Below are 26,152 nucleotides of genomic sequence, written 5' to 3'. Positions count from 1 at the left end.
ACGACGGGTTCCGGGAACCTGCGCCGGAAAGGAACGCGCGGTGAACGGGACGCTCGTGCCGGTGCGCACGCCGTATCGGCGCGATCTTTCCGCGGTGGTGCTGCGACGGCTCTCCACCAACGTGGTCGACGTGTTCGAAGGCGGGGTGTATCGCCGGCTGCTGGGCGATCCGCGCGCGCCGACGCTGCTCACCGTCGACCAGCCCGCGCCGGATGCGGTGCGCGTGCGCTTCGACGGGCCGCAGGCCGCGCGTTTCGACGCCGTCTCGGTTGTGCGCCGCGCGCTCGGCACCGACGTCGACCTGACGCCGTTGTACGACGGCGCTCGTGCGTTCGCGTGGCTCGACCGGATCGCGACGCTCGCGCGCGGCGTCCGTCCGCCGCGCTATCCGACGCTGTGGGAAGCGATCGTCAACGCGGTCGTGTACCAGCAGGTGTCGATCCACGCCGCGGGTGCGATCCTGCGTCGCGTCATTGAGCGCTTCGCGGTCGCGTCCGAGGCCGACGGCGTACGGCTGTTCCCGTTTCCGGACGCGGCGACGATCCTTGCCGCCGATCCGCCGGAACTGCGGAGCCTCGGGTTGTCGGTGAACAAGATCAATGCGCTCAAGGCCGTCGCGCACGCGATCGCCGATGGCGCGCTCGACGAAGCCGCGCTCGCCGAGCTTACGACACCCGATCTGATCGCGGCGCTGGTCGAGCACAAAGGGATCGGGCCGTGGACGGCTGCGGTCGTTGCGCTGCGCGGCTTCGGCCGTCTCGACATCTTCCCGATGAACGACTCCGGCGCGACGGCCGGACTGCGCAAACTCTCCGGCGATCCCGCGATCGAAGCCGAACCGATCCTCGAGCGTCTGCAGCCGCAACAGGGGATGCTGTACTACCATCTGCTCCTAGGCCGCCTCGACGAACGCGGCGAGATCAGCCTGACGCGCTGAGCGCGACGGGGGGACCGGTTACCGGCCGGGAACGGACGGAACCGCTCACGAACCCGGCGGGTCCCTGGAGATCACGATGGCTACTCAGACGGCGCCCGTATTCGCGATCCAGCGTGCGAAGGACCGGGCATTCTTCGACTTCGGCTGGCTGCAGACGCACCACTCGTTCAGCTTCGCCGACTACTACGACCCGGAGAACCTGAACTGGGGCGCGCTGCGGGTCTTCAACGACGACGTGGTGCAGCCGGGGAAGGGCTTCGGCACCCATCCGCATCGCGACATGGAGATCGTCACCTACGTCCTGCGCGGCGAGCTGGAGCACCGCGACTCGATGGGCCACCACGGCGTCGTCGCGCCGGGCGGCGTGCAATACATGAGCGCGGGGACCGGCGTGCAGCACAGCGAGTTCAACCACTCGCAGAGCCGCGACGTCCACTTCGTGCAGATGTGGGTGCTGCCGCGCAGTTACGGCGAAGCGCCGGCCTACGGCCAGCATACGTTCGCGGAAGACGAGCGGCGCAACCGCTGGCTCACGATCGCGAGCGGCCAGTCCGGCATCGAGGCGCCGGTCTCGTTGCGCCAGGACGCGACGGTGCGCGTCGCGCGTCTCGAGGACGCGGCGCTCGAATACGCACTCGACCCGTCGCGCTACGGATTTCTCTTCGTCGCCGAGGGCACGGTGACGGCGAACGGTGAGACGCTCGGCGCAGGCGACGCGGTGCGCATCCACGGCGTGCGCGATCTCGCCGTGCGCGGAAGTGGCGAACTCGTCCTCTGGGACGTACCGCCGACCGGCGTTCGCCTGGAGGACGCGTGACCGAAGGCGCGTGCGCGCACGCGGCGACGCTGGCGCATCACGCGCCAAACACGCCGCAGGGCTGCGAAGAGTGCCTCCGCAGCGGCGACGCGTGGGTGCACCTGCGCCTCTGCGACGCCTGCGGTCACGTCGGCTGCTGCGACTCCTCAAAGAACACGCACGCGACCAAACATCATCAGGCGGCGAAGCACCCGGTGATCGCCTCGCTCGAAGCCGGCGAACGCTGGAAGTGGTGTTACGTGCACGAAGCGATGTGGGAGTGAGCCGATGTCGATGTGGGAGCCGTTCACCGAGCGAGCCCGGCACGCGATCGTTCGCGCGCAGGAAGTCGCGCAGATGTTCGGCTCCCCCGGCATCGGGACGCAGCACATCCTCTTCGGTTTGGCCGACTCCGACGACGAGCTCGGGGCACTGCTCTCGCGCAGCATCGACCGCAGCGCGCTGAAGGAACGGCTCGGCGCCGCCGGTCAGGCGCCGACGACCGAGATGGTGTTCTCCGGCGAGTCGAAGCATGCGATCGAGCGCGCGTTCGTGCACGCCCGCGCCCACAACGACCGGTTCATCGACACGACGCACATCTCGCTGGGCATCCTCGATGCCGAGATGCCGGATCTAGTCCCCGGCGTTGGCCGTGATGCGCTCGAAGAGGCGATCGCGACGATCGCGCGGACCGTCCGCGAGTCGGACAACCCGCCTGCCGCCGCGACGCATGGCGGCGCATGGCGTCTCAGCGACGGCGGCGACGGCGACGCGGCCTTCGCGGAGGCGCTGCTCCGGACGCTTGCCGTCCAACACCAGCTTCCTCCGGGAACGCGGGTGCAGGTGTCGGTCGTCCGGCCGGACGATCACCAACGCTCATACACGTTCGAACGTCGCGAGGAAACGCCATGAACGACATCTCGCAGATCCCCGCCGGCCTCCCGATCCCGCAGGACGACGGCGCCGCCGCACATCTCACCGGAATGCGCATCCCGTCGGTGACGTTGACGGCGACCGACGGTTCGCAGATCGACCTCGCCGCGATCCCCGGAACGGTCGTGGTGTTCGCGTATCCGCGTACCGGACGCCCCGGCGAACCGTCGCTGACCGACGATTGGGAGATGATCCCCGGCGCCCGCGGCTGCACTCCGCAGACGTGCGGCTTCCGCGATTTGCACGCCGAGTTCGGCGCGCTCGGCGCCCGCGTCTTCGGCCTCTCCACGCAAGATCCGGCGTATCAGCGCGAGATGGTCGAACGGCTTCATGTCCCGTTCCCCGTGCTCAGCGACGAGAAGCTCGCGCTGGCGCACGCGATGCGTTTGCCGACGATGGACGTCGCCGGTCTCACTCTGCTCAAGCGGATGGCATGGATCGCGCGCGACGGCGTGATCGAGCGCGTGTTCTATCCCGTCTTCCCGCCGGACCGCAACGCCGGCGACGTGCTGGCGGCGCTGCGCGACGCGGTCAGCGCGTAAGGCGCGCGCAGGCCTGTGCGACGGCGCTTCGCTCCGTCGCCTTGCGCACGTCGACGACGTAGTCTCCCGAACGCAGCGTCTCGAGCGGCACATCGACCACCGTGCTCGACGTCGGTGCGCCGGTTCCGGCTGCGTTGAGCGGCGCGAGCGCGAGCGACTGCGCGAGCGCGCGATTGTCGTTGCAGTCGGAACCCGGGTGCAGCGTGAGCGCGTACGCTCCGCCTTGCGGGATGCGGACCACGACGCGGGTGCGGGTCCGCCCGATCACGCTGAGCTGCACGGTCCCGCCGGCTCCGGAACCGTGCATCGCCCGGAGCGTGACCAACTGCGCCTTCGCGGTCGCGAGGGCCGCGGCGTTTCCGGGATTGGGAGTCGCCGCGGCCGCGACCGCGGCAAGTCCGGCGGTCGTGACGCAGACCGCCAGCGCGGCGGCGGAGAAAACCGATGCAGTGCGCATGCGCGTTCCCTTTCTCGGCGCTGCGTGCAGACCTCGTCAGCCCGGCCAGGCGCGGGTCACGATGGCACGCACGTCGGCGGAGGCCGGCAGCGTGCCGAACGTCGCGCCGCCGTCGTTGCCGAGTCTGCTTGCCGCGAACGCCTCGGCGACGAACGGCGGCGCGTACCGCAGCAGCAGCGACGCCTGCAGCAGCAGTGCGAGCGCTTCGACGGCGCGCCGCGCATTACGCGGCTCCGCCGCCGCCCCGCCGGCGAATCCATCGCGCGTCTCGGCGAGCGCGGCGTCGAAGCGCGCATCGTCGCCGCGCACCGCGTCGAGCTCGGCGAACAGCGCGTCGAACGATGCCGGCGTTTTCGCGAGCGCTCGCAGCAGGTCGAGCGCGTTGACGTTGCCGGAGCCTTCCCAAATCGCGTTGACCGGGGCTTCGCGGTAGAGCCGCGGCAGGATGCTCTCCTCGACGTAGCCGTTGCCGCCGAGGCATTCCATCGCCTCGGCGACGTGCGCCGGCGCCCGCTTGCACACCCAGTATTTGCCCAGCGCGATGGCGATGCGCGCGAACGCCGCTTCGCGCGGATCGTCTGCGCTGCGGTCGACGGCGCCGGCGAGACGCATCAACAGGGTCGTCGCCGCTTCGGACTCCAGCGCCAGATCGGCCAGGACGTTCTCCATCAGCGGCTGGTCGGCGAGCAGCGCGCCGAACGCGCGACGGTGGCGCGCATGATGCGCCGCCTGCACGAACGCTTGCCGCATCAGCGCGGCGCTCCCGCCGACGCAGTCGAGGCGCGTGTGCGTGACCATCTCGATGATCGTTGCGACGCCGCGGCCTTCGTCGCCGACGCGCAGCGCGAGCGCGGCGTCGAGTTCGATCTCGCTCGACGCGTTGGAACGGTTGCCCAGTTTGTCTTTGAGCCGCTGGATGTGGAACGCGTTGCGCGTCTCGTCGGGGAGGATGCGCGGGAGAAAGAAACACGTCAGCCCCTCTGCCGCCTGCGCGAGGACGAGGAACGCATCCGACATCGGCGCGGAACAGAACCACTTGTGCCCGGTCAGCGCGTACGTGTCGCCGTCGAACGCCTCGGCGCGCGTCGTGTTGGCGCGCACGTCGGAGCCGCCTTGCTTCTCGGTCATCGCCATCCCGCACAGCGCGCCGCGTTTCTCGCGCAGCGGTCGCAGGTGCGGCTCGTAGATCGACGACGTCAGCGCGGGCTCGAAGAGCGCGGCGAGATCGGGGCGCCGCCGCAGCACCGGCACCGCCGCGTAGGTCATCGAGATCGGGCAACCGTGTCCGGATTCGACTTGCGACCACACGTAGAAGCGCGCCATGCGCGCCGCGTGCGCGCCGGCGCGCGGCTCGCGCCACGGCGCGCCGTGCAGCCCGTGCGCGACCGCGGTTTCCATCAAACGGTGCCAGGCTGGATGGAAGGCAACCTCGTCGATGCGGTGGCCGTAGCGGTCGTGCGTGCGCAGCTCGGGCGCATGGCGGTTCGCGTCGAAACCCCAGCCGATCGCTTCGGCCGAACCGGCGCGCGCGCCGAGCGCGAGCAGGCCGTCGCCGTCCCAGCCGGCAGCCTCGCGCTCGAGCCCCTCAAGCAACGCCGCATCGGACGCCGCCGCGTTGTACTCGGCCAGCGGCGGCGGCTGGTTCGTCACCTCGTGGGTGAGGTAGTGCGGACGATCGATCGTGTCCATCGCGTCGCCGCTCTTCGGGACCGCGAGCGCGTTAGCCGCCTTGAACGACGACGCGCCGCTGCGCGGCCCGCCACACCAGCCACGAGAGCACTGCGAACGCCGCGAACCACACCACCTGCAGGGCCATCGCCCGCAGGTACGCCGACGGCGGGATCGTCCCGACGTAGATCAGCAGCGGCGTCGAGTAGATCGCGGCGAACGGCAGGGCGAGCACGACGTTCTGCAGCGCACCCGGGATGAAGATCAGCGGCACGATCTGGCCGCTGAGCAAGTCGCTCACCCAGCGCACCATGAGCTGGACCGCGAACGTCTCCAGGGTCCAGAACGCCACGCAGTTCATCAGGAAGTTCAGCAGAAAATTGACCAGGTAGCCGATTGCGAAACTGAGCGCGAACGCCACGAGCACGCCGGGCGGCGGCACGTCGATGTGCACGATCAGCAGCGAGGCGAGAAGCGCCGGGACGATCAGCACCGCGTGCAGCAGCGTCATCCCCACCCCGTCGCTGAAGAAGTACAGGGGCAGGCTGATCGGCTTCATCAGGTCGGTGGCGATCGTCCCTTCGCGGATCTTCTCGCGGATCGCGCGGGTGCCGTCGATCTCGAGCACCAGCGACATCAGCAGCGCGACGCACGTGTAGGTGAGGATCGCGTGGAGCGGCACGCCCGCCGGCGCTGCGTTTTGGGCGTAGAGCGCCGTCCACACCGCCTTCATCAGATACAGCCGCACCAGCAGCGACCCGATGTTGGTGAAAACTTCCATGCGGTAGGTCGCTTCACGCGAGAACGCCTTTGCCGCGAATGCCGTGTACGGCGCGATCGCGTCGGCGAGGGAACGGCGGAGCGGGACGGTACGTATTACCGACATGCTAGCCCTTGCGCTTCTCGCCGCGGTCACCGCGACGTTTCAGCCCGTCACGCCCGCCACCACCGCGCAGCCGCCGCAGGTCTTCGTCCGCGACGCGAGCGCGCAGGCGCTCACCGGCGACGGCGGCCACGACTACGGCCTGCGTCCGCCGACCGACAACGACAGCGACGCCGCGCCGCTCTACAACGCGCACGGCGACTCGCTCAAAGCCGTGCTGGGCGTCTGGCGCACCGGCGCGGGGACCGCGACGATCGACCAAACGCCGCAGGGCGTGCGCGTGCGCACCGCGTTCCATCACCTGCTGCCGAACGGGCGCTACAGCCTCTTCCTGCGTCAGCTCGCGGTGCGCACCGGCGCCGTGTTCACGCCGCTCGACGTCGTCGGCACGCAGAACAGCTTCAGCACCGACGCGCAGGGCGAAGGATCGCTCGCACTCCTCTCGCCGCTGCAGCTCGCGACGGGAACGCAGCTCGTGCTGATCTACCACAGCGACAACGCCGACCATCAGTCGTCGGTCGGAAATTTCGGCGTGACCTCGCACTCCCAGCTCATCATGCGGGTGCCGTAAGCGCGGGCGCCTCGGTGTAGCCTTCCAGGTAGATCCGGCGGATGATCGACTCGAGCTCGGGCTCTTCGATCGAGACGTCGCTGATGCAGTAGCGGTCGGCGACCCGCCGGATCAGCACTTCGGCGGAGGTCGTGCGGCGGTCGAAGCGCAGGCGCGCCGTCGTCCCCTCGCGCGACTCGAGTTCCGCGCCCTCGACGGCCACGTCGGGATAGCTCTCGCAGAACGTGACGACGAGCGTGCGGTGCGTGCCGTAGCGGTCGCGCAGCGCGTCGATCTCGCCGTCGTAGACGAGCGTGCCGCGGTCGATCAGCACGATGCGGCGGCAGAGCCGCTCGACGTCGGCCAGATCGTGCGTGGTCAGAATGAAGGTCGTCCCGCGATCGCGGTTCACGCGGGCGACGAACTCGCGGATCGCTTCCTTCGCGACGACGTCGAGGCCGATCGTCGGCTCGTCAAGGAAGACGACCCGCGGATCGTGCAGCATCGCCGCGGCGAAGTCGCCGCGCATGCGCTGCCCGAGCGAGAGCTGGCGCACCGGCGTCTGCAAGAACGGGCCCATGTCGAGCGTCTCGGTGAAGTGCGCGAGGTTCGCGGCGTAGCGCTCCTTCGGGATTCCGTAGATCGCGCGCAGCAATTCGAACGACTCGATCAGCGGCAGATCCCAATACAGCTGCGAGCGCTGCCCGAAGACGACGCCGATGTTGCGCGCGTTGCGCCGGCGCTGCTCGTAGGGGACCAGCCCGGCGACGCGGACCTCGCCCGACGTCGGGACGAGGATCCCGGTGAGCATCTTGATCGTCGTCGACTTCCCCGCGCCGTTGGGGCCGATGTAGCCGACCAGCTCGCCGGCCTCCAGCGCCATCGTCACGCCCTCGACCGCGACCTTGTCTTCGTACGTCCGCGAGAGGAGCGTGCGCAGGGAGCCGGCGACGCCCGGCTGCCGGACGAGGGTCCGGAACACCTTGCGGAGATCGCGCGTCTCGATGATCGGCATGACTGCAGACCATTCGGCGGACGGGCCGACGACCATCTGGATCACCGGCGACCAGTGCTCGGTGCGCAACTCCGCCCTGGCCGGGGCCGATCCCGCGCGCAGCATCGTGCTGATGATCGAGTCGGTCGCGCGCGGTGCGATGCTTCCGTACCACAAGCGCAAGCTCGTGCTGATCTACGCGGTGATGCGCCATTTCGCGGAGGACCTGCGCGCCGCCGGGTGGCGGGTCGATTACCGGGCGGAACAGCCGGACTTCGCGCAGGCGTTCGCCGCGCACGTCGCCGTTTCGGCGCCGTCGCGCCTGCGCATTGAAGAGCAGAGCGAATGGGGGATGACCGAGCGCTTGTGCGCGCTCGCGCACGAGCACGGCCTGCCGGTCGACGTCACGCCGCCCTCGAACGTGGTGAGCGAGCCGGAGGACTACGATCGCCTGCTGCGCGGCGACGGCGCGCGGGTGACGATGGAGACGTTCTACCGTGCGATGCGGGTGAAGACCGGAGTGCTCATGGACGGGGCTGAGCCGGCCGGCGGCCGATGGAACTTCGATCGCGAGAACCGCAGCCCGCCGCCGAAGACGGGCCTGCGGTTTGCGCCGCGCGCGACGTTCCCGCCCGACGCAATCACGCGCGGCGCGATCGCAACGGTCGAGACGCACTTCGGCGATCACCCCGGTGATATCGGCGACTGGGATCTGCCGGTGACGCGCACCGACGCACTGGCGATGCTCGACGATTTCTGCGAACGCCGGCTCGATACGTTCGGGCCGTGGCAGGACGCGATGGTCGCGGGGGAACGCGCGATGTCGCACTCCCTGCTCTCCGCCGCGATCAACGTCGGCTTGCTGCACCCGCTCGAAGTCGTGGAGCGCGCAGAACTCGCGTTCCGCAGCGGGCGCGCGCGCCTCGCGTCGGTCGAAGGCTTCGTACGGCAGGTGCTGGGGTGGCGCGAGTTCGTCTGGCGGACGTACCGGTGCTGGATGCCGGAATACAAAGAGCGCAACGCGCTCGGCGCCGACCTGCCGCTCCCCGCATTCTACCGGGACGGGCAGACGCGGATGTTCTGCATGCGGGAAGCGGTCTCGCACGTCCGCGAGACGGCCTACGCGCATCACATCCTGCGGCTGATGGTGCTGGGCAACTTCGCGCTGATCGCGGGCGTCGTTCCGCGCGAGGCGCACGACTGGTTTCACGCGATGTTCGTCGACGGCTACGATTGGGTGATGGCGCCCAACGCGATCGGGATGGCGCTGCACGCCGACGGCGGCCTGGTAGGGACGAAGCCGTATGCCGCCTCGGCGAACTACATCGCCAAGATGTCGAACTACTGCGGGCGCTGCCGGTACGATCCGAAGCAGGCGACGGGCGAGGACGCGTGTCCCTTCAACGCGCTCTACTGGGACTTCATCGCGCGCAACGAGCGGCGCTTCGCCGCCAACCATCGGATGCGCGTGATCGTCCGCGCCTGGGCCGGCCGTCCCGCGGCCTGGCGCGTTGCGGTGCGGGAACGCGCGAGGCTGCTTCGCGAACGGATGCGGGCCGGCGCGCCGGTGTGAGGGGAGTTCGCCGCGATGGCCAAGGGAAAGAAGAAGCAACCGGCGCCGCCGCCCGCGGGGAGGCTGGGGGCTGAACGGTGGCTGGCGGTGCGGCAGAAGAGCAGCGCCGGCCCGATCGAACCGGACGAACGCAAGAAGACGCGCGGCGTACTCGAGCGCGAAACGATCGAACGCGAACTCGACGGATGAGCGCGGTCCCCGCGGCGCTGCACGCTGCGCTGCGCGAAGCGACGCTCGTCGTCGTGCAGGCAGCCGCGGGATACGGGAAGACGACGACGGTGCGCGCCGCCCTCGAGGGCGACCCGTCGGCGGCATGGTACGACGCGCAGCCCTGGGAGGCCGGCGCCTTCGTCGCGCCGCTGATCGAACGCGTGCGCACCGTGCGGCCCGACGTCGGACGCGTGACGCTCGGCCTCGCCGACGAGCGCACACGCCGCGCAGCTCGGCGCGTCGTTTGCACGCGAACTCGAACACGTCGACGTGCCGCTGCGGATCGTCGTCGACGACGCGCATATTCCCGGTCCCGATTTCGGCGCGTTCGCCCGCGCGCTCGTGCGGCGCATGCCGCCGCCGGTCTCGCTCGAGCTGCGCGCGCCTCGTCCTGCGCGACGCTGCTCGACGAACTGGTCGGCCGCCGACTCGCCGGCCTCGCCGCCGACGATCGCGCGCTCCTTGATGCCGCACTCGCGTACGAGACGATCGAACTCCAGATCGTCGCGCCCGGCGACACGGCGTTCGCCGCGCGGGTATCGGCGCTCGAGGGCGACGGGGTGCTGGTCGCGCCGGTGCAGCGCGGATATCGCGTGCATCCGCTGGTGCGCGATGCGCTCGCGCGCCGCCTCGACGAACGAACGCTCGCGATGCGGCACACCGACGCCGCCGGTGCGTACGGCCGCGCGGGACGTCTGCGGCCGGCCGTCTTTCATCTCGACCGCGCGCGAGATCCGGCCGCCGACGCGCGCTGTCTGCGCGAGCACGCCGACGATGCGACGGCCTCGGGTCTGACCGATGATGTCCGGGCTTCCTCCGCCGGTGTTCGCACGTCGGCGCCGACGCGCCGGTCGCGCACGGTCGAAACGCACGTCGCACGCGTCACCGGGACGCTCGGGGTCAACTCGCGCGCCCGCGCCGTCGCGCGCGCGATCGCGCTCGGCTTGATCGGCGTCCGGTCCCTTGGCTCGGCGCTCGTTGCGGAGGGAACCGGCGGCGGCGCCGCCGAGTAGGGGTCCAGTGAGCCAGACGCGGTCGCGCACCCCTGTGATGCTCATCGTCGCGGCGATGGGCGTGGTATTCGGGGACATCGGGACGAGCCCGCTCTACACGCTCAAGACGTGCTTCCAACTCGCCGACGCGAAGCCGTCGCCCGAGTCGGTCCTCGGGATCTGCTCGCTGCTGTTCTACGCGCTCGTGATCGTGGTGTGCATCAAGTACGTCACCTTCATCATGCGCGTCGACCACGACGGTGAAGGGGGGATCCTCGCCCTGCTCGCGCTCGCCTCGCCGCCGCCGGAGTTCGGGAAGATGATCCGCTCGGCCGGGCTGACGATCGTCGTCATCGTCGGCGCGTCGATGCTGCTCGGTGACGGGATGATCACGCCCGCGATCTCGGTGATCTCGGCGGTCGAGGGGATTAGCGTCGTCTCGTCGGCGGCGCAGCCCTACGTCGTCCCGATCTCCCTGATCGTGCTGCTCATGCTCTTCGCGGTGCAGAGTCGCGGGACGGAGCGGGTCGGCAAACTCTTCGGCCCGGTGATGCTCGTGTGGTTCGCCGCGATCGCGATCCTCGGGACGATCGCACTGATACGCCAGCCGGCAGTGCTCTGGGCGATCGATCCGCGCCACGCGGCGCGGATGCTCACCGCGCACGGCTTCGCGAGCTTCATCATCCTGGGCGGTGTGGTGCTAGCGGTGACGGGTGTCGAAGCGCTCTACGCCGACCTTTCGCACTTCGGCCGCCGTCCGATCATGCTCGGCTGGTATGCCGCCGTTTTTCCGGCGCTGGTGCTGAACTACTTCGGTCAGGGCGCGAAACTGCTCGAGAGCCCCAACGCGCTCGCCAACCCGTTCTACGCGCTCACCCCGGCGCCGCTCTTGATTCCGATGGTCGTGCTGGCGACGGCTGCGACGGTGATCGCGTCGCAGGCGCTCATCTCGGGAACGTTCACGCTCGTCGAGCAGGCGATCGCGCTCAACCTCGCGCCGCGCGTCGACGTCAAGCACACGTCGTATCGTTACAAGGGCCAGGTGTTCGTGCCGTCGATCAACGGCGTGGTCGGGATCGGCTGCGCGGTTCTGGTGATCGCGTTCCGCTCGAGCGACCGGCTCGCCGCCGCCTACGGACTCGCGGTCGCGTTCACGATGTTGTGCACGTCGATCGTCTACTTCGTTGTGATCACCAAGGTGCTGCACTGGAACCGCGCGCTCTCGCTCGCGCTGGTCGTCGGGTTCGTCCTCGTCGACGGCAGCCTGGTGGTCGCGTCGCTGCCGAAGTTCTTCGACGGCGGGTGGATCCCGATCTCGATCAGCGCGGTGATCGTCGTGATCAGCACGACGTGGCTCGAGGGACGGCGGGCGCTCTCGAAAGCGCTGGCGGAACAGCAGATTCCGCTCGAGCAGGTGCTCGACAAACTGCCCTCAGGGATGGGCGAGAAGGGGACGATGGTGTTCTTGACGCCCGATCCGCGTGGCGTCCCGTTCCTCGCACGGCATCGCTGGGTGCGCGAGCGCGCGCAAGAGGAGCGGATCGTCGTCCTCAACATCACCCGCGCCTCGACGCCGTACCTCGCCGACAGCGAACGCGTGACGATCGAGCGTCTCTCGCTGCGGCTGGTGCGCGTCGTCGCGCGTTTCGGCTACATGGAATCGCCGCGGATCGAACCGATTCTGCGCTCCTGTGGCGTGTCGGGGCTCGATCTGGACCGCGACGACACGTCGTTCTTCTACGCCGACCCGAAGATCGAACAGCTCGTCCCCGGCGGCATGCCGAGTTGGCGGCGCGAACTGTTCGCCGCCCTCCAGCGCAACTCGCGCCCGCTCCCCGACGACCTGCGCATCCTCGCCGAACGCCGCATCGAACTCGGCATCACCGTCGCGATCTGACGTGCGCGCGCGTCGCGCGCGGACTACACCGCCATCGCGGGGGCGGGGATGTCGGCGGGGCGGACGTAGTCCGCGCCGAGCTGTTTGAAGAGCTCGCGTTCGGGGATCGGCGTGGGGACGACGAGCGGGACGCCGTCGAGGAGCCGCGCCGCCAGTGCCGTCCACGGCCGGCCGAGTTCGCCGCTGGGATCCTGTTCGAACACCGTCTGCGCGGTGAGGCGCGATTTGCGCACGCTGTCGTTTTCGGGGATGCACGTGAGGCAGACGGAGCCGATGCGCTGCGCGTACGGGCCGACCAGTTCGGCGTTGGACGCGCGGTTCGCGACGATCCCGGCCAGCGTTCCGCCGCCGCTGCGCTGTTTGATCCCGATCGCCGTCGCAATGCGGTTGGCGGCGAAGATCGAGTCGAAGTCGTTGGTGGCGACGATGATGACTTGCTCGGAGTGCTGCAGCGGCGCGGAGAACCCGCCGCATACGACATCGCCAAGCACGTCGAACACCATCACGTCGTAGTCGTTGTAGACGCCGAACTTCTCGAGCAGTTTCACGGTCTCGCCGACGACGTAGCCGCCGCAGCCCGCACCCGCCGGCGGTCCGCCCGCCTCGACGCAATCGACGCCGTACTTCCCGGGGAAGATGATCTCGTCGCGCTCGATCTCGTCGGATTTGAACTTCGCCGCCGAGAGCACCTCGACGACGGTCGGGATGAGATCGCCGGTGAGCGTGAACGTCGAGTCGTGCTTGGGATCGCAGCCGACCTGGATCGTCTTCTTGCCGGCCCGGCCGAACGCGGCGCTGAGATTAGACGAGAACGTCGATTTGCCGATCCCGCCCTTGCCGTAAACCGCGATCTTGAGCATGTCCATCCTCCGGGCGAGTCCGCCTCGTCCCTTCCACGACGGTACTCGGGGCGGCCCCGCGCCAACGGTGACAGCAGTCACCCGGTCGAAGGGGCGGCCGTGATCGTCACGGTCTCGCGCGCCTACGGCGCTTCGGCCCTCGACGTCTGCCGGCTCGTCGCCGAGCAGACCAGCTACCGGCTCGTGAACGAGGAGCTCCCGGTCGTGGTCGCCGCGCGCTTGGGGACGTCGGCGGAGATGGTCGAGACCGTCTCCGACCGGCCGCGCCCGTTCGGTCAGCGCGTCCTCGACCAGCTCGGCGGGGCGCTGCCGGAGACGGCGCAGCCGAGCGTCACGACCGACCGCGATCTGGCGCGCGAGACGCGGCGCGGGATCGACGCGCTGGTGCGCGAGATCGCCGCGGAGGACAACGCGATCATCCTCGGCCGGGTCGCCGGAACGATCCTGTGCGAGTGGTCCAACGTCGTGCGCGTCTTTTTGAGCGCTCCGCTCCCGTGGCGGATCGCGCGGGTGATGGAGTCGCTCCAGTGCGACGAGCACACCGCGCGTGCCGAGATCGCCCGCATCGACGAGGCGCGGCGCACCTACGCGAAGGAACACTATCGCGTGACCTGGGGCGATCCGCGCAACTACGACATCGTTCTCGACACGTCGCGCTTCGGCGTGACGGGAACCGCGACGCTCATCGTCGCGGCGGTGCGGGCAGCGAGCGCGTGAGGCCGCCGGGAGGCGGCAGCGAACCGCGCGTCCCCGATCAGCGTCCGAGCACGCTGGGTGCGTTCGCGTTTCGCGATTTTCGCCTGCTCTGGGGCGGGCTGCTGGTCTCGAATCTCGGCACGTGGATGCAGTTCACGGCGCTCGGCTACTACGTCGCGTCGCTCGCGCCCGACGACCGCATCGGCGCGCTCAATATCGGGCTGATCGGCGCGGCGCGCGCGGTGCCGGTGCTGATCCTCTCACCGTTCGCCGGCGTCGTCGCCGACCGGTATCCCCGGCGTCTGGTTCTGCTGATCACGAACCTGGCGACGGTGGTGCTGTCGTTCCTCGTCTTCGTGCTCATCGCGACGAAGCACGCGCCGCTGTGGACGCTCATGATCACCAGCGGACTGCAGGCCGCGACGCAGTCGTTCGACGCGCCGGCTCGCCAGAGCTGGGTCCCGCTGATGGTGCCGCGTGAGTTCGTCGCCGCGGCGATCGGCTTGAACTCGATCGCGTTCAATGCGCCCAGCGTCGTCGGACCCCCGCTGGCGGGGATCCTGATCGCGTGGATCGGTGTCGCGCCGTGCTATCTGGTGAACGCCGCGACGACGCTCGCGGTGGTGATCGCGCTCGGCTTCATGAAACCGGCGCCGCCGTCGAGCCGCATCCGCGGACACGTCTTCGGCGCGATCCTCGAGGGAGTCCGATTTCTCGCCGCGCATCCCGTCCTGCGCTGGGTGGTGCTGCTGCTCGTCGTCACGTCGCTGACCGTCCGGCCGTACAACTTTCTCTTGCCGGCGTACGCGGTCCACGTGATCCATACCGACGCCGCGGGCCTCGGCTGGCTGATGGCGGCGAGCGGCGTCGGCGCGATCGGCGGTGCGTTCTTCACCGCCGCAACCGGCGGCGAACGGCGCGGGATCATCTGGGCGGTGTCGGCGATCGTGACTTCGGCCGGGGTGGGGATCCTCGGACTGACCTCGCAGTTCTGGCCCGCGGCCGGAATCCTGACGGTGATCGGTCTGGCAACGCTGTCGTTCATCGGATCGTCGAACATTCTGCTGCAGACGCTCTCGCCCGACGACATGCGCGGCCGTGCCGTCTCGGTGTACTCGATGATCCTGCTCGGTCTGGTTCCGCTGGGTTCGCTCATCATCGGCTCGATCGCGACGGTGCTGCAATTGCGCATGACGCTGGTCCTCGCCGGAATCCTCGCAACCGCCGTGGCGCTGGCAATTGCGCTCGGGCGGCCGGAGGTGAGCGAAGCGTGAGCGCGGGCGTTTTGATCACGGCATTTCTTGCGGCGATCGTGGCGCTCGCTCTCGTCGCGAAGCGGATGCACGTTCCGTATCCGATCGTCTTCGTGCTGGGAGGCGTGCTGCTCGCGTTCGTTCCGGGCGCACCGACGATCGTGCTCGAACCCGATCTGGTCTTCTTGCTGTTCCTGCCGCCGCTGATTTTCGGCGACGGCTGGACGACCGACGTTCGCTCGTTCCTGCACTATCGCGAGCCGATCTTGCTGCTGGCGATCGGCCTCGTGATCTTCACCTCGTTCTGCGTCGCCTACGCGGCGCACTGGCTGCTGGGCTTCCCGCTGGCGCTCGGATTCGTCCTCGGCGCGATCCTCTCGCCGACCGATGCGGTCGCGGCCGACGCGATCGCCGAAGAATTAAACTTGCCGCGCCGCCTCGCGGCGATCATCAACGGCGAGAGTCTGGTGAACGACGCGTCGGGCCTCGTCATCTACGCGTTCGCGGTCGCCGCGGTCGTGACCGGGACGTTCTCCCTCGGCCTGGCGCTCGCGCAGTTCGTCTACGTCGTCGTCGTCGGCCTGGGGATCGGGATCGGCGGCGGGATCCTGCTCGCACGCGTCCTGGGCTGGATTCGCAGCTCCGGGCTCTCGGACGAAACGATCGCGGTGGCGTTCTCGCTGGTGACGCCGTTCGCGCTCTACGTCCCCGCCGACGCGCTGCATGCATCGGGCGTCCTCGCCGCGATGAGCGGCGGGATGATGCTCAGCCGCAAGTCCAGCCGGATCTTCGATGCCGACAGCCGCATCGCGGCGAGCGCGGTGTGGAACCTGCTGTTCTTCACGTTCAACGGCGCCGCGTTCGTGCTGATCGGCCTGCAGCTGCGTTCGATCGTCGCGGCGCTCGGCGCGTATTCGCCGTCGACGCTCGCGCTGTGGTCGCTCGGGATCGCCGCGGTCGTCGTCGCGGCGCGCTATGCGTGGGTCTTCCCCGTCTCGCGGCTGCGCCGTGCGCTCTCGCCGCGCGTTCGCGAACGCGAGGGCCCCGATCCGCCGTGGCAGGTCACGTTCGTGCTGGGGACCGCCGGGATGCGCGGGATCGTCTCGCTCGCCGCGGCACTTGCGCTCCCGGTCAGCTTTCCGCAGCGCGATCTGATCCTGTTCGTCGTGTTCGTGGTGATCGTCGTGACGCTGGTCGGCGAAGGTCTGCTGCTGCCGGTGCTGATCCGGCGCTGGAACGTCGTCGAGACCGACGACGCGGTGGCGCGCGGCGTCGCGCTGGCGCGCGTGCGCACCGCCGAAGCGGTACGTGCTCGGCTGCAGGAGCTCGAGAGTACGTTCTCATCGCCGGCTGAGTGGGAGATCGTCGGACGCCTGGCCGCCGACTACGATCAACGGATCGCCCACTTCAGCACGCACGTCGACGGCAACCTCGACACGGCTTCCGACGAAGCGCTGCACGAGATCGAGACGCGGCTGCGCCGCGAAGCCTATCGGGCCGAACGCCGGGCGTTGCTCGAACTGCGCGGGGCGGGCACGATCACCGACGACGCGTACCGTCACGTCGAGTGGCAGCTCGACCTCGCGGAGTCGCGGCTGGAATGACGCGCGCGCTCGATCTCGACGCCGCGCTCGCGTATGCCGAACGTCACGGGCTGCAGGCGTTCGTGGTGCAGCGCGGCGCCGAGATCGCGGCGGAGCACTACGCGAACGGGTGGAGCGCGGATAAGCCGCATGCGCTCTACAGCGGGACGAAAAGCTTCTGGGGCGTCGCCGCGGTCGCCGCTCAAGACGATGGGCTGCTCGCGCTCGACGAGCCGGTCGGCACGACGTTCGCCGATTGGCGCAGCGGCGAGAAGGCCGCGGTGACGCTGCGCGATCTGCTCCAGCTCACCAGCGGGATCGGCTTCGGCGGTCTCGGCACGGCAGTGCCGGCGTACCCGAAAGCGCTCGCGACGCCGCTGAAGACGACGCCGGAGACGACGTTCACCTACGGCGGGATTCCGCTGCAGGTCTTCGGGGCCGTTCTCGCGGCGAAGCTCGCGCCGCGCGACTTGACGCCGCACGCGTACCTGCGCGAGCGAATCCTCGACCCCGCCGGCGTTGCGGTCGCGTCGTGGCGGTCGCTCGCCGACGGAACGCAGCCGTTGCCGACGGGCGCGTTTCTGACCGCGCGCGCGTGGCTGACGTACGGTGCGTTCGTGCGCGACGGCGGGACGGCCGGCGGTCGCGAGATCGTCGCGCGCGCATCGCTCGCGCGCTGCTTCGCCGGCTCGGCCGCGAACCCGCGCTACGGTCTGGGCTGGTGGCTCGCCGACGGCGTCGTCTACGCCTCCGGCGCGGGCGGCCAAGGGCTCTACATCGTCCCCGACGCCGACACGGCGATCGTGTTCGGCAACGCCTCCTCGTACAAGCACGACGCCTTTCTCAAACGCTTGCTGGCCCGTCACGCCGAGCCCATCGAACTGCCGCCCCGATCGTGAACCGGAATCGGCGGTGGGACGACGAAGCGGCATGACGATGATCGTGCGGCTCGTGGTGTGCGCTTGTCTCATCCCGCTCGCGACGAGCGCGCAAACGCCGGCCGCGCCGCCAGTGCGCATGGCGCAGATTGCGCCGCCGATGATGCCGGTCATGCCGGTCGCGCATCCGCCGGCTCTGGCCGGCGGCGGGATCGTCGTGCAGGGCCGCGGGGTCGCCCGCGTTGCGGCGAAGATGCTCGGCTTCACCGCCGCCGCGCGCGGGCCCGCGCAGGACGACTCCGTGCTCGCCGCGATGAAAGCCGCCGGGATCGACGACGCGGCAGTCGGTATTCCGGGGCCGCAGATCTCCCTCGGGCCCAACCAACCGACGCAGCTGCGCGGCACGATCCGCAACGCGTCGCCGGCGAAACTGGCGTCGATCGCACGCGCGGCCTCGGCGTATGTGCAGAGCCACCCCGGGACGGCGATCGACGGCGTCCAGTTCTTCGCCCGTCTCGACGACTGCGCGATGGTCGAGCAGACCGCACGCGCGGCGGCGCTCGCCGATGCGCGCCGCAAAGCCCAAGCGATCGCCGCTTCGGCAAGCGTCGGGCTCGGGAGCGTCGCCGGCGTCGTCGAAACCGGCGGATGCGCGAGCGACGGTTCGCCGCTCGACCCCAGCGGCCGTCAATACGTCGACGTCGACACGCTCACGGCGCGCGTCTCGGTCGTCGAATCGGTGACGTTCGCGATCGCGGCGCCGGATGCGTCGCAGCGGCGCCGCGCCCTCTAACAGCCCCGTGAAAAAATCGGCGCGTGGTTCGCGAACTGCCCGTTCAGCACGGTTTTCGGGAGGTCGGCGGACCCCTCGAAGCCCGTTGCCGAGCGGTTCATCTCGAAAACGCCCCTCGGGTCAGCATCACTTCGCATCATGTCGCGGCCCTCAGATTGCGTATCCTGATCAAGTTGTACGCCGCGGCCGTCCAGCGCACAATGTCGCCGACCAGATCAAGCCCGCGGAAATGCACCTTGCGCAATCGGCCGATCGTCTTGCCCCACCCGAAGCTCTCCTCGATCAACTTGCGCCTGCGTTGACTCACCGTGTAGCCCGGATGGCGGACGGTTCGGCGGTCGATCGCGCTGCGGCGACGGGTCGTATTTTGAGCAACGTGCGGCGTCACGTTGAGCGCTCGCAACGCCTCGACAAAGTCTTTGGTATCGTACGCCTTGTCGGCGCCGAGCGTGATTCGGTTGCTTCCGCTGACCCCGCGAATCAATTCCAGCGCTGCTTCGCGTTCGGCGATCCCGGTCGCGCGAGTGGTCTTCACGCCGACGATCAAGCCGTTGCGATTCTCCATCAGAGCATGTCCGAGATAGCCGAGAATCGCCGGCGCGCCGCTGCTCTTGCGGTACAACCGCGCGTCCGGATCGGTACTCGAGACGTGCGTCTCGTTGCTGCGCGGCCGGCCACGAAAGTTCACGCCCTCGTTGCGACCGCCGCTCGAGGTCGGCGGTTCGTCGTCCGACTTGGGCCGAAAGCTCTTGTGGCTGGCCCACGCCTCGATTAGCGTCCCATCGACGGTGAAATGCTCGTTCGAGAGCAGTTCGTCGGCACGCGCCCGCTCGACCACGGCGGCGAAGAACCGCTCGGAGATTTCGCCATTCAAGAACCGATCGCGGTTCTTGCTGAACGTCGAGGGGTCCCAGATCTTGTCGTCCATGCTCAAGCCCACGAACCAACGAAAGAGCAAATTGTAACGCAACTGCTCCAGCAGCATCGGCTCGCTGCGGATCGAGTAGAACATTTGCAACAGCAAGGCTCGCAGCAGCTTCTCCGGCGCGATCGATGGCCGGCCCCGTCGGGAGTAGAGCTTGGAAAACTCCGGCGAGAGTTCGCGCAGAATTTCGTTGACCATCACGCGCATCGGGCGCAACGGATGATCGCCGGGCACGGTGTCTTCCGGCTGCAACGTCGTCCAAACGGATGCACGCTGCTCATCATGAGTCCGCATCGGCCGCAACCTCACCAAGGTATGAGGAGACTTGCTCTTATAATACGCGAAAAACGCCGTCACGCCAACATCAACTCGGCCGATTTTTCATCGGCCTGCTAAACGCAGCCCGAAGAACCTCCGCAAAAGGAATCTCCACGATGAGCGACCAGCGAACGCCCCGCATCACGATCACCGAAAACGGCCCGTACCTCGTCTACGGCGCGGTTCCGCTGCAGGTCGATACGATCGCGTACGACGCCGACGGCGGTTCCGAGGAGTGGCAGCCCGGCCGTGCGATCGACGCGGGTGAAAAGTACGCGCTGTGCCGTTGCGGCCGATCGGCGAACAAGCCGTTCTGCGACGGCACGCACGCGTGCATCGGCTTCGACGGCACGGAGACGGCTTCACGCGAACCGTACGCCGCGCAGGCGACCACGATCGAAGGGCCGGCGATGGTCCTGCAGGATGCGGACGCGCTCTGCGCGTTCGCGCGTTTCTGCGATCCGCACGGCTCGATCTGGAAACTGATCAAACGGACCGACGAGGCCGGGGCCCGCGCGCTGGTCGAGCACGAAGCGACGCACTGCCCGTCGGGCCGGCTCGTCGTGCGCGACAAAACCACCGGCGCGGCGATCGAGCCGGAGTCCGCGCCGTCGATCGAACTCGTCGAGGATCCCGGCAAAGACTGCAGCGGTCCGCTGTGGGTGCGCGGCGGCATCCCCATCACCTCGTCCGACGGGACCACCTACGAAGTGCGCAACCGCGTCACGCTGTGCCGCTGCGGCGCTTCGACCAACAAGCCGTTCTGCGACGGCACCCATGCCGACATCGCGTTCAAGGACGGATTCTAGCGCGCGCGATCCGTACCTCGTCGTGAATCTGGTCGCCGCCGAGACGTGATTCGGCGACCATCGCGAAGGCGCCGCCGAGCAGGGCCAGCATCCCGACGATGATGAGGCTGACGGGCAGCCACGTCAGTGTGTTGCCCGCGGCGCGGTCGATCGCGATCGCCAGGCAGCCCGCGATGAAGATCGCGACCGCGCCGAAGAACAGCGCGATCGCGCGCTCGGCGTAGAGCGCGCGCATCTCGAAGCGCACGAGCCAGCCGTCGAGCGCAGCGGCGTCCGTGCCGAGCCTCGCGTAGCTTCCCTCGGCGATCGCGGCCATCAGCGCGCGAACGCGATCGACCGCGCGCGCGAGCCGGACCAGCGCCGACGCCACCAGCGACGCCGACGCCAAGATCAGCAGCGCCGGCGTGATCATCGCCGAGATGATCGCGAGGGCCGGCGTCATCGGTCAGTCGCCGGCCGCGCCGGCGATCTGCTTGCGGTACGTCGCGAGTTCGACGTCCGCGTCGAGTTCGTTGAGTTTGTTCTTGAGCGCCTGCTCGAGTTCGGCGTCTTCCCACATTCCGCGCTTGCGGGTGTCGAGCAGCACCTCGCCGATCTCGCGCGTCTTGTGCGGATTTGCATCGGCGATCCGTTCCCACTCGCCGAGCGTCACCTCGACCGTCCGCTTCCAGAGTTCCGGCGAGATCGTGTTGCCGAGCGCCGCTTCGGTGGAGCGCATCGCTTTCATCACGTCGCCGAACTCGAGCACCCCGGAGTAGCCGTGCGCGAGCATCCGGTCGCGCCAGTCCTTCGAGTGGTAGCGGTTGAGGACGCCGTTCACCACCACGTTGCGGAAGTTGCGCACGACCGGCTCGCGCCGCGTGAGGTCGCTGACGACGATCATCGTGTCGTCCTGCCCCATCGTCCGCTTCGCGGCGCCGAACGCCGAGGTGAACGACGCGAACATGTCTTCCTTCACCGGACCGCCGGCGCCCATCGCGACCAGCGGCTGCTGGATCACCTCGACCTTGGCGACCAGATATTTTTGAATCTCGTGCGCCGGCGTCACTTGGATCGCGGCGAAGGTCGGGATGAACGCGTTGCCGTTGTCGCTGAGCCAGGCGTTGCCGATGTCCTTGTAGTCGTCGTAGGTGCCTTGATCGAGCATCGCGCCGACCTGACCCATGAACGCGTCCTCGGCCATCCCGAAGACGCGCGCGCGCAGCAGCACCTGATCGAGCCCGTGCGCCGCCATTTCGGCGTTGTGCTTGCGCACGTAGTTCCACTCCGGCGGCTCGTTCGCGTCGGCGGCGAGCTGCGCGGCCTCGTGGATGATGCGCACCGCGCCGGGGAAGGTGTTCTTGAAGACGGTCGAGGCGCTCGCGACGATGTCGATGCGCGGCCGGCCGAGTTCATCCAGCGAGATCAGCTCGGCGCGTTCGGCGCGGCCGAACTTGTCCTTCGCGACGCGTGCGCCGAGCAGGTCGAGCGCCTGCGCGATCCCGACGCCTTCCGACTCGAGGATCTCCGAGCCCCACAGCACGACGCCGACCGCTTCGGGATAGTGCCCGCGCTCGGCGAGCGCCGCTTCAAGGACCTGTTCGACGGTGCGCTTCGCTTTGCGCTGCGCCGCTTCGCGCGGCAGCATCCGTACGTCGGTCGACGCCATGTTGCGCCCGGTGGGGAGCACGCTCCAGTCGCCGACGATCTCACCGCCAGGCGACGGCTCGAGGTACCGTCCTGCGAGCGCCTGCAGCAAGCCGCGCTTCTCCGCCTCCCCGACGCGCCCGAGCTCGTGCCACAGCACGCGCGCGCGTTCGACGAACGCTTCGAGCTGCTCGACGTCGTACGGCGATTTCTGCAGGCGGCGCGAACCGACCGTGCGCGCCTGCAACAGCCCCGTCATCGCGCCGCGGCCGGCCGCGCCGCTCGGGCGCATCACCTCGGCGGCGATCAGATCGCGGCCGACGTCGCGGATCTCGTCGAGCAGATCGTGGTGGTACGCGCCGTCGGCATCGCGGCCTTCGGGGTCGCGGGCCAGCCGGTCGTAGTCGACACCGTAGCACGATGCGATCAGCCGGAACAGGTCGACGTCGCCGGCTTCGAGGCAGGCGTTGAACGTCGTCTCGCGGTCTTCGTCGGAGAGGTTGCGGCCGAAGACGTGCTGGCCGGCCGGCGAGAACTCGCCTTCGAGCGAGACGAGCTCGTCGTGGACGCGCGCGACGTAGGCGCGCTGGTCGTCACCGACGGCCAGGCGCGTATCGCCCGCCGTTTCGATGCGCAACCCGCTGCGTTCGACGAGATGCGCGATCTCCTCCGCGAGGTCGGCTTTCTTCTCGGCGTCCTCGGCGAGAGTGTTGTAGTAGTCGTGCACGAGGCGGTGCAGCGCGCGCAGATCCTCGCTGCCCTCGGTCGCGCGCAAGGGCGGGCACAGGTGCGAGACGATCGTCGCGTACGAGCGGCGCCGCGCGATCGATGCTTCGACCGGATCGAGAACGTTGAACAGGTAGACGTGGGGCGTGCCGTCGATGAGGTATTCCGGGTAATCGCCGGCGACCGGGCACCACTCCTTGCCCTTCGCCCACTCGACCAGCCCGTGCGTTCCGACGTGCACCATCGCGTCGGCCTGGAAACGCCGCGTCGCGTAACGATACGATGCGATGAGCCACGGAGACGGCGGCGCCTGCTTGTCGTGGATCACCGAGAGGTCTTCCATTCCGCGCATGTCCTGCAGCAGCACGAGGATGTTGCCGAAGCGCAGGCCTTTGATCGGGATCGTCGGTGCCGGCTGCCCCCACACATCGTAGAAGAGCACTTCGTACTGGCGCGGCAGATCGTGGACCCAGTCGCGGATCTCCGCCGACGAGACGGCACCGATCGTCCGCCGCCCGGCGTACATCTCTTGCAGTTCGTGCGACATCGAGGCGTCCGACTCGGGGAGCGTGTCCCCGACGGCGTACCCGTCGGCTTTGAGCGCGAGGAGCGCTTCGCGCAGCGAGCCGGCGACGTCGAGAAAGTACGCGACGCCGACGTTGCCCGGGCCCGGCGGAAAGTTGTAGACGAAGAAGGAGAGCTTCTTCTCGGCGTTCGGCGTCGACGCGAGCCGCAGCCAGCGGGTCGTCGTGTCGGCGACCAGATCGATGCGGTCGGGGATCGGTTCGAGCGCGCTCACGTCCTCGCTGGTATGCTCGCGCGAGCAGACCGGCGGTAACGGCTGGATCCCTTCGGTCTCCGGCGTGACGACGTTGCCGATGTACTCCAGCGACGCGACGCCGAACTTCGACGCGGCGAGATCGGCGCGCGACATCGCGGCGTTCACCGGCGAGGTGTAGACGCGCGGGTCGCCCAGGTCGTGGATGAATGCGATCGACGCGTCGGGGTTGCCGGCGAACATCGAGCCGGCCAGATACAGCGGCACGTTGTGGTAGAGGGCGTTGACGAGCGGCTTCCCGGCCTTGTCGATGAGGTGTCCGCGCGAGACCACGTGCGCGTTGAAGACCGCGGTCATCGAGCAGATCACCCCGACGCCGCGCTGCTCCCAGGCGCCGATCGCGGCGTCGAGCGTCGGGTGGTTCCAGTCGGGGAGGAAGAGGTCGTGGGTCACGAAGCCGACGCGGTCCCACGGTTTCTTGCCGTACGTCTGCGCGAACCACGGCTCGTACCAGGCGAGATACTCTTCGGGCTTCTGGAACAGTCCGGCGTGCGCCGGATGATAGATCCCTTCGTTCTCGACCTTCTCCGGCAGTTCGACCTCGCCGACGTTGCGGCCCATGAAGTGCTGCATGAGATAGAGGAACATGTTGCCGACGTTCTTGACGGAACGGTTGTTCCAGTAGCCGACGAGCACCAGCGACTTGAAGACCGGTTTCTTGAGCAGCTTCGCCATCAGCGGCGCGGCGCCGACCATCTTCTGCATGCCGAGGAAGCCCTGGCGCGCCTCCCACATGACGTCGATCGTCTCGCCCTTCGCCTTCGCCTGAAAGCGCTTGATCGCCATCGACATCTCGCGCATCGGGTTCGACTTGTTCATGTCGAACGTGAAGCCGAGCGACGAGAACATGAGCCGCTGCAAGCGGGCGTCGGGGATGTCGTACCAGAGGATCTTCTGGCGGGGGAGCTCGCCCGCGCGTTCCATCTCGGTGAGCAGCAGGGCGAGGCGTTCGACCGTGTCGATCGTCATCGACTGCCAGCCGACCAGGATGTCGCAGCCGCGAATCGCCTCGCGCAACCGGCCCAGCGCCGCTGGATCGTTGAAGTCGGAAGCGCCGAAGTGCTCGAGCGTCCAGTCCTCGCCGGTCCGCTCGCGGAGCGTCTTGAACGCGAGCCGCATCGCATTGGCGCGCTCATCGGGAGCCCACGACGAATAGCCGACGACCTTCATAGCCAGACGCTACGGCACCGCGCCGCTCCCACCGGTGACGAGGCTCACCGTGGCCGTCGGAGGCGGGTGTTCGCCAGGGTGGCGTACTCGGGGGAGATCTCGAAGCCGAGGAAACGGCGGCCGAGCCGCTGCGCGCTGACGCACTCGGTGCCGGAGCCGGCGAACGGGACGAGCACGAATTCGCCCGGGTTCGAGAAGTGGCGCACGATGCGGTCGGCGAGGGCGAGCGGCTTCTGCGTCGGGTGCGCGACCCGTTCGTGCGCGAAGCGGCGCCCGGCGAGGACCGGGAAACGCCACACGTCGCCGGCGATGCGCCCGGCGGGGTTCGGCGTCCACACCTTGCCGTTCTTCACGATCGCATGCCGCAGCCGCTCGCTGCTCTTGTACGGTTCGCGCAGCACGTGATACGTGAAACCGTCGCCCTTCGTGAACCACAGCAGCGGCTCGTACTGCGTGCTCGGCATCGTCGTCGAGCGCGAGAAGCCGTTCTCGTAATACCAGATGAACTGGCGGCGGTACGCGAGGCCGAGGTCGTACAGCGCGACTTGGAGATAGCACGCGTAGTGGTGGATGCCGAAGACGAAGATCGCGCCGCCGGGCCGCAGCGCTCGCTCGCACTCGGCGAGCCAGGCGCGGCACCAGCCGTTCCAATTCGGATCGCGCGACCATTGCGGTGCGCCCGCGAACTTCGGTCCCAGATTGTACGGCGGGTCGGCGATCACCAGATCGACCGATGCGTCGGGAACGCCCCGCAGCAGCGTGAGCGCGTCGCCGGTGAGGACCGTATCGGAGGTGCTGCCGGAGAACGAATCGAGCAACGACGAGACCCGCACGGGAAAAAAAAGAAGAGCGCGCCGCGAGTTTCCTCGCGCCGCGCTCCGTTACCTCACCGGAGGTTGGACCTAGGCTGCGGCCTTCTTGCGGCGAGCGGCCGTCTTCCGGCGCGGCGCCGCTTTGCGCGCGGCCTTGCGGACGGACTTCTTGCGCGCCGTGGTCTTGCGCGCGGTCTTTTTGCGGCTCGTGCTCTTGCGCGCGCTGGTCTTCTTGCGCGCCGTCGTCCTGCGAGCGGCTTTCTTCCGGGTGGTGGTCTTGCGGCTCGTGCTCTTACGGGCCGACGTTTTCTTGCGAGCGGTGGTCTTACGCGCGGTTTTTTTGCGCGTGGTGGCTTTGCGCGCCGTTTTCTTGCGCGCAGCAGCCTTCTTGGCAGCCATCGGTGGTGAAACCGTTCCTTTCCGCGTCCGCGGT

Annotated in this window: 26 protein-coding genes; 16 read left to right on the top strand and 10 right to left on the bottom strand. The window is 68.8% G+C overall.

All coding sequences use genetic code 11. The features are described from left to right. Positions 1 to 40: 40 nt before the first annotated feature. From WPS_RS13065 to WPS_RS13045, 5 genes are all read left to right on the top strand, one after another. On the top strand, positions 41 to 937 hold the full coding sequence (locus tag WPS_RS13065) for a DNA-3-methyladenine glycosylase family protein (RefSeq protein ID WP_317994919.1): 897 nt from the start codon (positions 41 to 43) through the stop codon (positions 935 to 937). A 76-nt stretch (positions 938 to 1,013) separates the two neighbouring features. Beyond that, on the top strand, positions 1,014 to 1,754 hold the full coding sequence (locus WPS_RS13060) for a pirin family protein (protein WP_317994918.1): 741 nt from the start codon (positions 1,014 to 1,016) through the stop codon (positions 1,752 to 1,754). Continuing rightward, positions 1,751 to 2,017 carry a UBP-type zinc finger domain-containing protein gene (locus WPS_RS13055; RefSeq protein ID WP_317994917.1) on the top strand — a complete coding sequence of 89 codons (267 nt, stop codon included), beginning with the start codon at positions 1,751 to 1,753 and terminating at the stop codon, positions 2,015 to 2,017. The genes WPS_RS13060 and WPS_RS13055 overlap by 4 nt, the downstream gene beginning before the upstream one ends. 4 nt (positions 2,018 to 2,021) lie before the next feature. Further along, positions 2,022 to 2,645, top strand: coding sequence for a Clp protease N-terminal domain-containing protein (locus WPS_RS13050; protein ID WP_317994916.1), 624 nt, complete (start codon positions 2,022 to 2,024; stop codon positions 2,643 to 2,645). Continuing rightward, positions 2,642 to 3,208, top strand: a complete 567-nt coding sequence (locus WPS_RS13045) for a peroxiredoxin (protein WP_317994915.1) — start codon at positions 2,642 to 2,644, stop codon at positions 3,206 to 3,208. Before WPS_RS13050 ends, WPS_RS13045 begins: the two co-directional genes overlap by 4 nt. Here WPS_RS13045 and WPS_RS13040 read toward each other — a convergent pair. Genes WPS_RS13040 through WPS_RS13030 form a run of 3 tightly spaced genes read right to left on the bottom strand, consistent with a single transcriptional unit; the run spans position 3,198 to position 6,219 of the window. After that, entirely contained in the window at positions 3,198 to 3,665 is a 468-nt protein-coding gene (locus WPS_RS13040) for a hypothetical protein (protein WP_317994914.1), read from the bottom strand. The genes WPS_RS13045 and WPS_RS13040 overlap by 11 nt on opposite strands. 36 nt (positions 3,666 to 3,701) lie before the next feature. Continuing rightward, positions 3,702 to 5,354 carry an isovaleryl-CoA dehydrogenase gene (locus WPS_RS13035; protein WP_317994913.1) on the bottom strand — a complete coding sequence of 551 codons (1,653 nt, stop codon included), beginning with the start codon at positions 5,352 to 5,354 and terminating at the stop codon, positions 3,702 to 3,704. Between the two features lie 31 nt (positions 5,355 to 5,385). Beyond that, positions 5,386 to 6,219 carry an ABC transporter permease gene (locus WPS_RS13030; protein ID WP_317994912.1) on the bottom strand — a complete coding sequence of 278 codons (834 nt, stop codon included), beginning with the start codon at positions 6,217 to 6,219 and terminating at the stop codon, positions 5,386 to 5,388. On the opposite strand from WPS_RS13030, the gene WPS_RS13025 reads away from it, so the two are divergent. After that, the gene (locus WPS_RS13025) at positions 6,218 to 6,787 is read left to right on the top strand and encodes a hypothetical protein (RefSeq protein ID WP_317994911.1); all 570 of its coding nucleotides are present in this window, start codon (positions 6,218 to 6,220) and stop codon (positions 6,785 to 6,787) included. The two genes, WPS_RS13030 and WPS_RS13025, sit on opposite strands and share 2 nt — an antisense overlap. Here WPS_RS13025 and WPS_RS13020 read toward each other — a convergent pair. Beyond that, positions 6,771 to 7,781, bottom strand: a complete 1,011-nt coding sequence (locus WPS_RS13020) for an ABC transporter ATP-binding protein (RefSeq protein ID WP_317994910.1) — start codon at positions 7,779 to 7,781, stop codon at positions 6,771 to 6,773. The genes WPS_RS13025 and WPS_RS13020 overlap by 17 nt on opposite strands. Between WPS_RS13020 and WPS_RS13015 the strand changes: the two genes are divergently transcribed. The 4 genes from WPS_RS13015 to WPS_RS13000 are packed head-to-tail and all read left to right on the top strand — an operon-like array spanning position 7,771 to position 12,432. Beyond that, on the top strand, positions 7,771 to 9,333 hold the full coding sequence (locus WPS_RS13015) for a cryptochrome/photolyase family protein (protein WP_317994909.1): 1,563 nt from the start codon (positions 7,771 to 7,773) through the stop codon (positions 9,331 to 9,333). The genes WPS_RS13020 and WPS_RS13015 overlap by 11 nt on opposite strands. 15 nt (positions 9,334 to 9,348) lie before the next feature. Next, positions 9,349 to 9,522 (top strand): hypothetical protein, encoded by a 174-nt coding sequence (locus tag WPS_RS13010; RefSeq protein ID WP_317994908.1) that lies wholly within the window; start codon positions 9,349 to 9,351, stop codon positions 9,520 to 9,522. Continuing rightward, entirely contained in the window at positions 9,519 to 10,556 is a 1,038-nt protein-coding gene (locus WPS_RS13005; RefSeq protein WP_317994907.1) for a hypothetical protein, read from the top strand. Before WPS_RS13010 ends, WPS_RS13005 begins: the two co-directional genes overlap by 4 nt. A gap of 37 nt (positions 10,557 to 10,593) precedes the next feature. Continuing rightward, entirely contained in the window at positions 10,594 to 12,432 is a 1,839-nt protein-coding gene (locus WPS_RS13000) for a potassium transporter Kup (RefSeq protein WP_317997546.1), read from the top strand. Between the two features lie 23 nt (positions 12,433 to 12,455). On the opposite strand, the gene bchL is transcribed toward WPS_RS13000, so the two are convergent. Beyond that, positions 12,456 to 13,373 (bottom strand): ferredoxin:protochlorophyllide reductase (ATP-dependent) iron-sulfur ATP-binding protein, encoded by a 918-nt coding sequence (gene bchL, locus WPS_RS12995; protein ID WP_405054892.1) that lies wholly within the window; start codon positions 13,371 to 13,373, stop codon positions 12,456 to 12,458. 18 nt (positions 13,374 to 13,391) lie between these two features. Here bchL and WPS_RS12990 point away from each other — a divergent pair, with 18 nt between their 5' ends. The 5 genes from WPS_RS12990 to WPS_RS12970 are packed head-to-tail and all read left to right on the top strand — an operon-like array spanning position 13,392 to position 18,495. Then, positions 13,392 to 14,009: a cytidylate kinase-like family protein gene (locus tag WPS_RS12990; RefSeq protein ID WP_317994905.1), complete on the top strand. Its 618-nt coding sequence runs from the start codon at positions 13,392 to 13,394 to the stop codon at positions 14,007 to 14,009. Then, positions 14,006 to 15,262: an MFS transporter gene (locus tag WPS_RS12985; protein ID WP_317994904.1), complete on the top strand. Its 1,257-nt coding sequence runs from the start codon at positions 14,006 to 14,008 to the stop codon at positions 15,260 to 15,262. Before WPS_RS12990 ends, WPS_RS12985 begins: the two co-directional genes overlap by 4 nt. Then, a complete protein-coding gene (locus WPS_RS12980; RefSeq protein ID WP_317994903.1) occupies positions 15,259 to 16,845 on the top strand; it encodes a Na+/H+ antiporter in 1,587 nt (528 codons plus the stop codon). Before WPS_RS12985 ends, WPS_RS12980 begins: the two co-directional genes overlap by 4 nt. Further along, positions 16,842 to 17,723 carry a serine hydrolase domain-containing protein gene (locus WPS_RS12975; RefSeq protein WP_317994902.1) on the top strand — a complete coding sequence of 294 codons (882 nt, stop codon included), beginning with the start codon at positions 16,842 to 16,844 and terminating at the stop codon, positions 17,721 to 17,723. Before WPS_RS12980 ends, WPS_RS12975 begins: the two co-directional genes overlap by 4 nt. Before the next feature lie 37 nt (positions 17,724 to 17,760). Further along, positions 17,761 to 18,495: an SIMPL domain-containing protein gene (locus tag WPS_RS12970; protein ID WP_317994901.1), complete on the top strand. Its 735-nt coding sequence runs from the start codon at positions 17,761 to 17,763 to the stop codon at positions 18,493 to 18,495. A 136-nt stretch (positions 18,496 to 18,631) separates the two neighbouring features. On the opposite strand, the gene WPS_RS12965 is transcribed toward WPS_RS12970, so the two are convergent. Further along, positions 18,632 to 19,714, bottom strand: coding sequence for an IS5 family transposase (locus tag WPS_RS12965; RefSeq protein ID WP_317994189.1), 1,083 nt, complete (start codon positions 19,712 to 19,714; stop codon positions 18,632 to 18,634). A 140-nt stretch (positions 19,715 to 19,854) separates the two neighbouring features. Between WPS_RS12965 and WPS_RS12960 the strand changes: the two genes are divergently transcribed. Continuing rightward, positions 19,855 to 20,547, top strand: a complete 693-nt coding sequence (locus tag WPS_RS12960) for a CDGSH iron-sulfur domain-containing protein (RefSeq protein WP_317994900.1) — start codon at positions 19,855 to 19,857, stop codon at positions 20,545 to 20,547. On the opposite strand, the gene WPS_RS12955 is transcribed toward WPS_RS12960, so the two are convergent. From WPS_RS12955 to WPS_RS12940, 4 genes are all read right to left on the bottom strand, one after another. Then, positions 20,531 to 20,989 carry a DUF2721 domain-containing protein gene (locus WPS_RS12955; protein ID WP_317994899.1) on the bottom strand — a complete coding sequence of 153 codons (459 nt, stop codon included), beginning with the start codon at positions 20,987 to 20,989 and terminating at the stop codon, positions 20,531 to 20,533. The two genes, WPS_RS12960 and WPS_RS12955, sit on opposite strands and share 17 nt — an antisense overlap. Positions 20,990 to 20,992: 3 nt before the next feature. Then, positions 20,993 to 24,907 carry a cobaltochelatase subunit CobN gene (locus WPS_RS12950; RefSeq protein WP_317994898.1) on the bottom strand — a complete coding sequence of 1,305 codons (3,915 nt, stop codon included), beginning with the start codon at positions 24,905 to 24,907 and terminating at the stop codon, positions 20,993 to 20,995. A gap of 44 nt (positions 24,908 to 24,951) precedes the next feature. Further along, complete coding sequence (locus tag WPS_RS12945) at positions 24,952 to 25,740, bottom strand: DNA-methyltransferase (protein WP_317994897.1); 789 nt, start codon at positions 25,738 to 25,740, stop codon at positions 24,952 to 24,954. A gap of 69 nt (positions 25,741 to 25,809) precedes the next feature. Further along, positions 25,810 to 26,118 carry a hypothetical protein gene (locus WPS_RS12940; protein WP_317994896.1) on the bottom strand — a complete coding sequence of 103 codons (309 nt, stop codon included), beginning with the start codon at positions 26,116 to 26,118 and terminating at the stop codon, positions 25,810 to 25,812. Positions 26,119 to 26,152 lie beyond the last annotated feature (34 nt).

Source organism: Vulcanimicrobium alpinum (assembly GCF_027923555.1).
Taxonomy (GTDB): domain Bacteria; phylum Vulcanimicrobiota; class Vulcanimicrobiia; order Vulcanimicrobiales; family Vulcanimicrobiaceae; genus Vulcanimicrobium; species Vulcanimicrobium alpinum.
This window is presented reverse-complemented; position numbering and strand designations above follow the sequence as displayed.

Excerpts from the sequence above, each read along its gene's own strand:
- WPS_RS13060 (WP_317994918.1), top strand. The coding sequence starts at position 1,014 with ATGGCTACTCAGACGGCGCCCGTATTCGCGATCCAGCGTGCGAAGGAC.
- WPS_RS13050 (WP_317994916.1), top strand. The coding sequence starts at position 2,022 with ATGTCGATGTGGGAGCCGTTCACCGAGCGAGCCCGGCACGCGATCGTT.
- WPS_RS13045 (WP_317994915.1), top strand. The coding sequence starts at position 2,642 with ATGAACGACATCTCGCAGATCCCCGCCGGCCTCCCGATCCCGCAGGAC.
- WPS_RS13040 (WP_317994914.1), bottom strand. The coding sequence starts at position 3,665 with ATGCGCACTGCATCGGTTTTCTCCGCCGCCGCGCTGGCGGTCTGCGTC.
- WPS_RS13035 (WP_317994913.1), bottom strand. The coding sequence starts at position 5,354 with ATGGACACGATCGATCGTCCGCACTACCTCACCCACGAGGTGACGAAC.
- WPS_RS13025 (WP_317994911.1), top strand. The coding sequence starts at position 6,218 with ATGCTAGCCCTTGCGCTTCTCGCCGCGGTCACCGCGACGTTTCAGCCC.
- WPS_RS13030 (WP_317994912.1), bottom strand. The coding sequence starts at position 6,219 with ATGTCGGTAATACGTACCGTCCCGCTCCGCCGTTCCCTCGCCGACGCG.
- WPS_RS13015 (WP_317994909.1), top strand. The coding sequence starts at position 7,771 with ATGATCGGCATGACTGCAGACCATTCGGCGGACGGGCCGACGACCATC.
- WPS_RS13020 (WP_317994910.1), bottom strand. The coding sequence starts at position 7,781 with ATGCCGATCATCGAGACGCGCGATCTCCGCAAGGTGTTCCGGACCCTC.
- WPS_RS13010 (WP_317994908.1), top strand. The coding sequence starts at position 9,349 with ATGGCCAAGGGAAAGAAGAAGCAACCGGCGCCGCCGCCCGCGGGGAGG.
- WPS_RS13005 (WP_317994907.1), top strand. The coding sequence starts at position 9,519 with ATGAGCGCGGTCCCCGCGGCGCTGCACGCTGCGCTGCGCGAAGCGACG.
- WPS_RS13000 (WP_317997546.1), top strand. The coding sequence starts at position 10,594 with ATGCTCATCGTCGCGGCGATGGGCGTGGTATTCGGGGACATCGGGACG.
- WPS_RS12975 (WP_317994902.1), top strand. The coding sequence starts at position 16,842 with ATGACGCGCGCGCTCGATCTCGACGCCGCGCTCGCGTATGCCGAACGT.
- WPS_RS12970 (WP_317994901.1), top strand. The coding sequence starts at position 17,761 with ATGATCGTGCGGCTCGTGGTGTGCGCTTGTCTCATCCCGCTCGCGACG.
- WPS_RS12965 (WP_317994189.1), bottom strand. The coding sequence starts at position 19,714 with ATGCGGACTCATGATGAGCAGCGTGCATCCGTTTGGACGACGTTGCAG.
- WPS_RS12960 (WP_317994900.1), top strand. The coding sequence starts at position 19,855 with ATGAGCGACCAGCGAACGCCCCGCATCACGATCACCGAAAACGGCCCG.
- WPS_RS12955 (WP_317994899.1), bottom strand. The coding sequence starts at position 20,989 with ATGACGCCGGCCCTCGCGATCATCTCGGCGATGATCACGCCGGCGCTG.
- WPS_RS12950 (WP_317994898.1), bottom strand. The coding sequence starts at position 24,907 with ATGAAGGTCGTCGGCTATTCGTCGTGGGCTCCCGATGAGCGCGCCAAT.
- WPS_RS12940 (WP_317994896.1), bottom strand. The coding sequence starts at position 26,118 with ATGGCTGCCAAGAAGGCTGCTGCGCGCAAGAAAACGGCGCGCAAAGCC.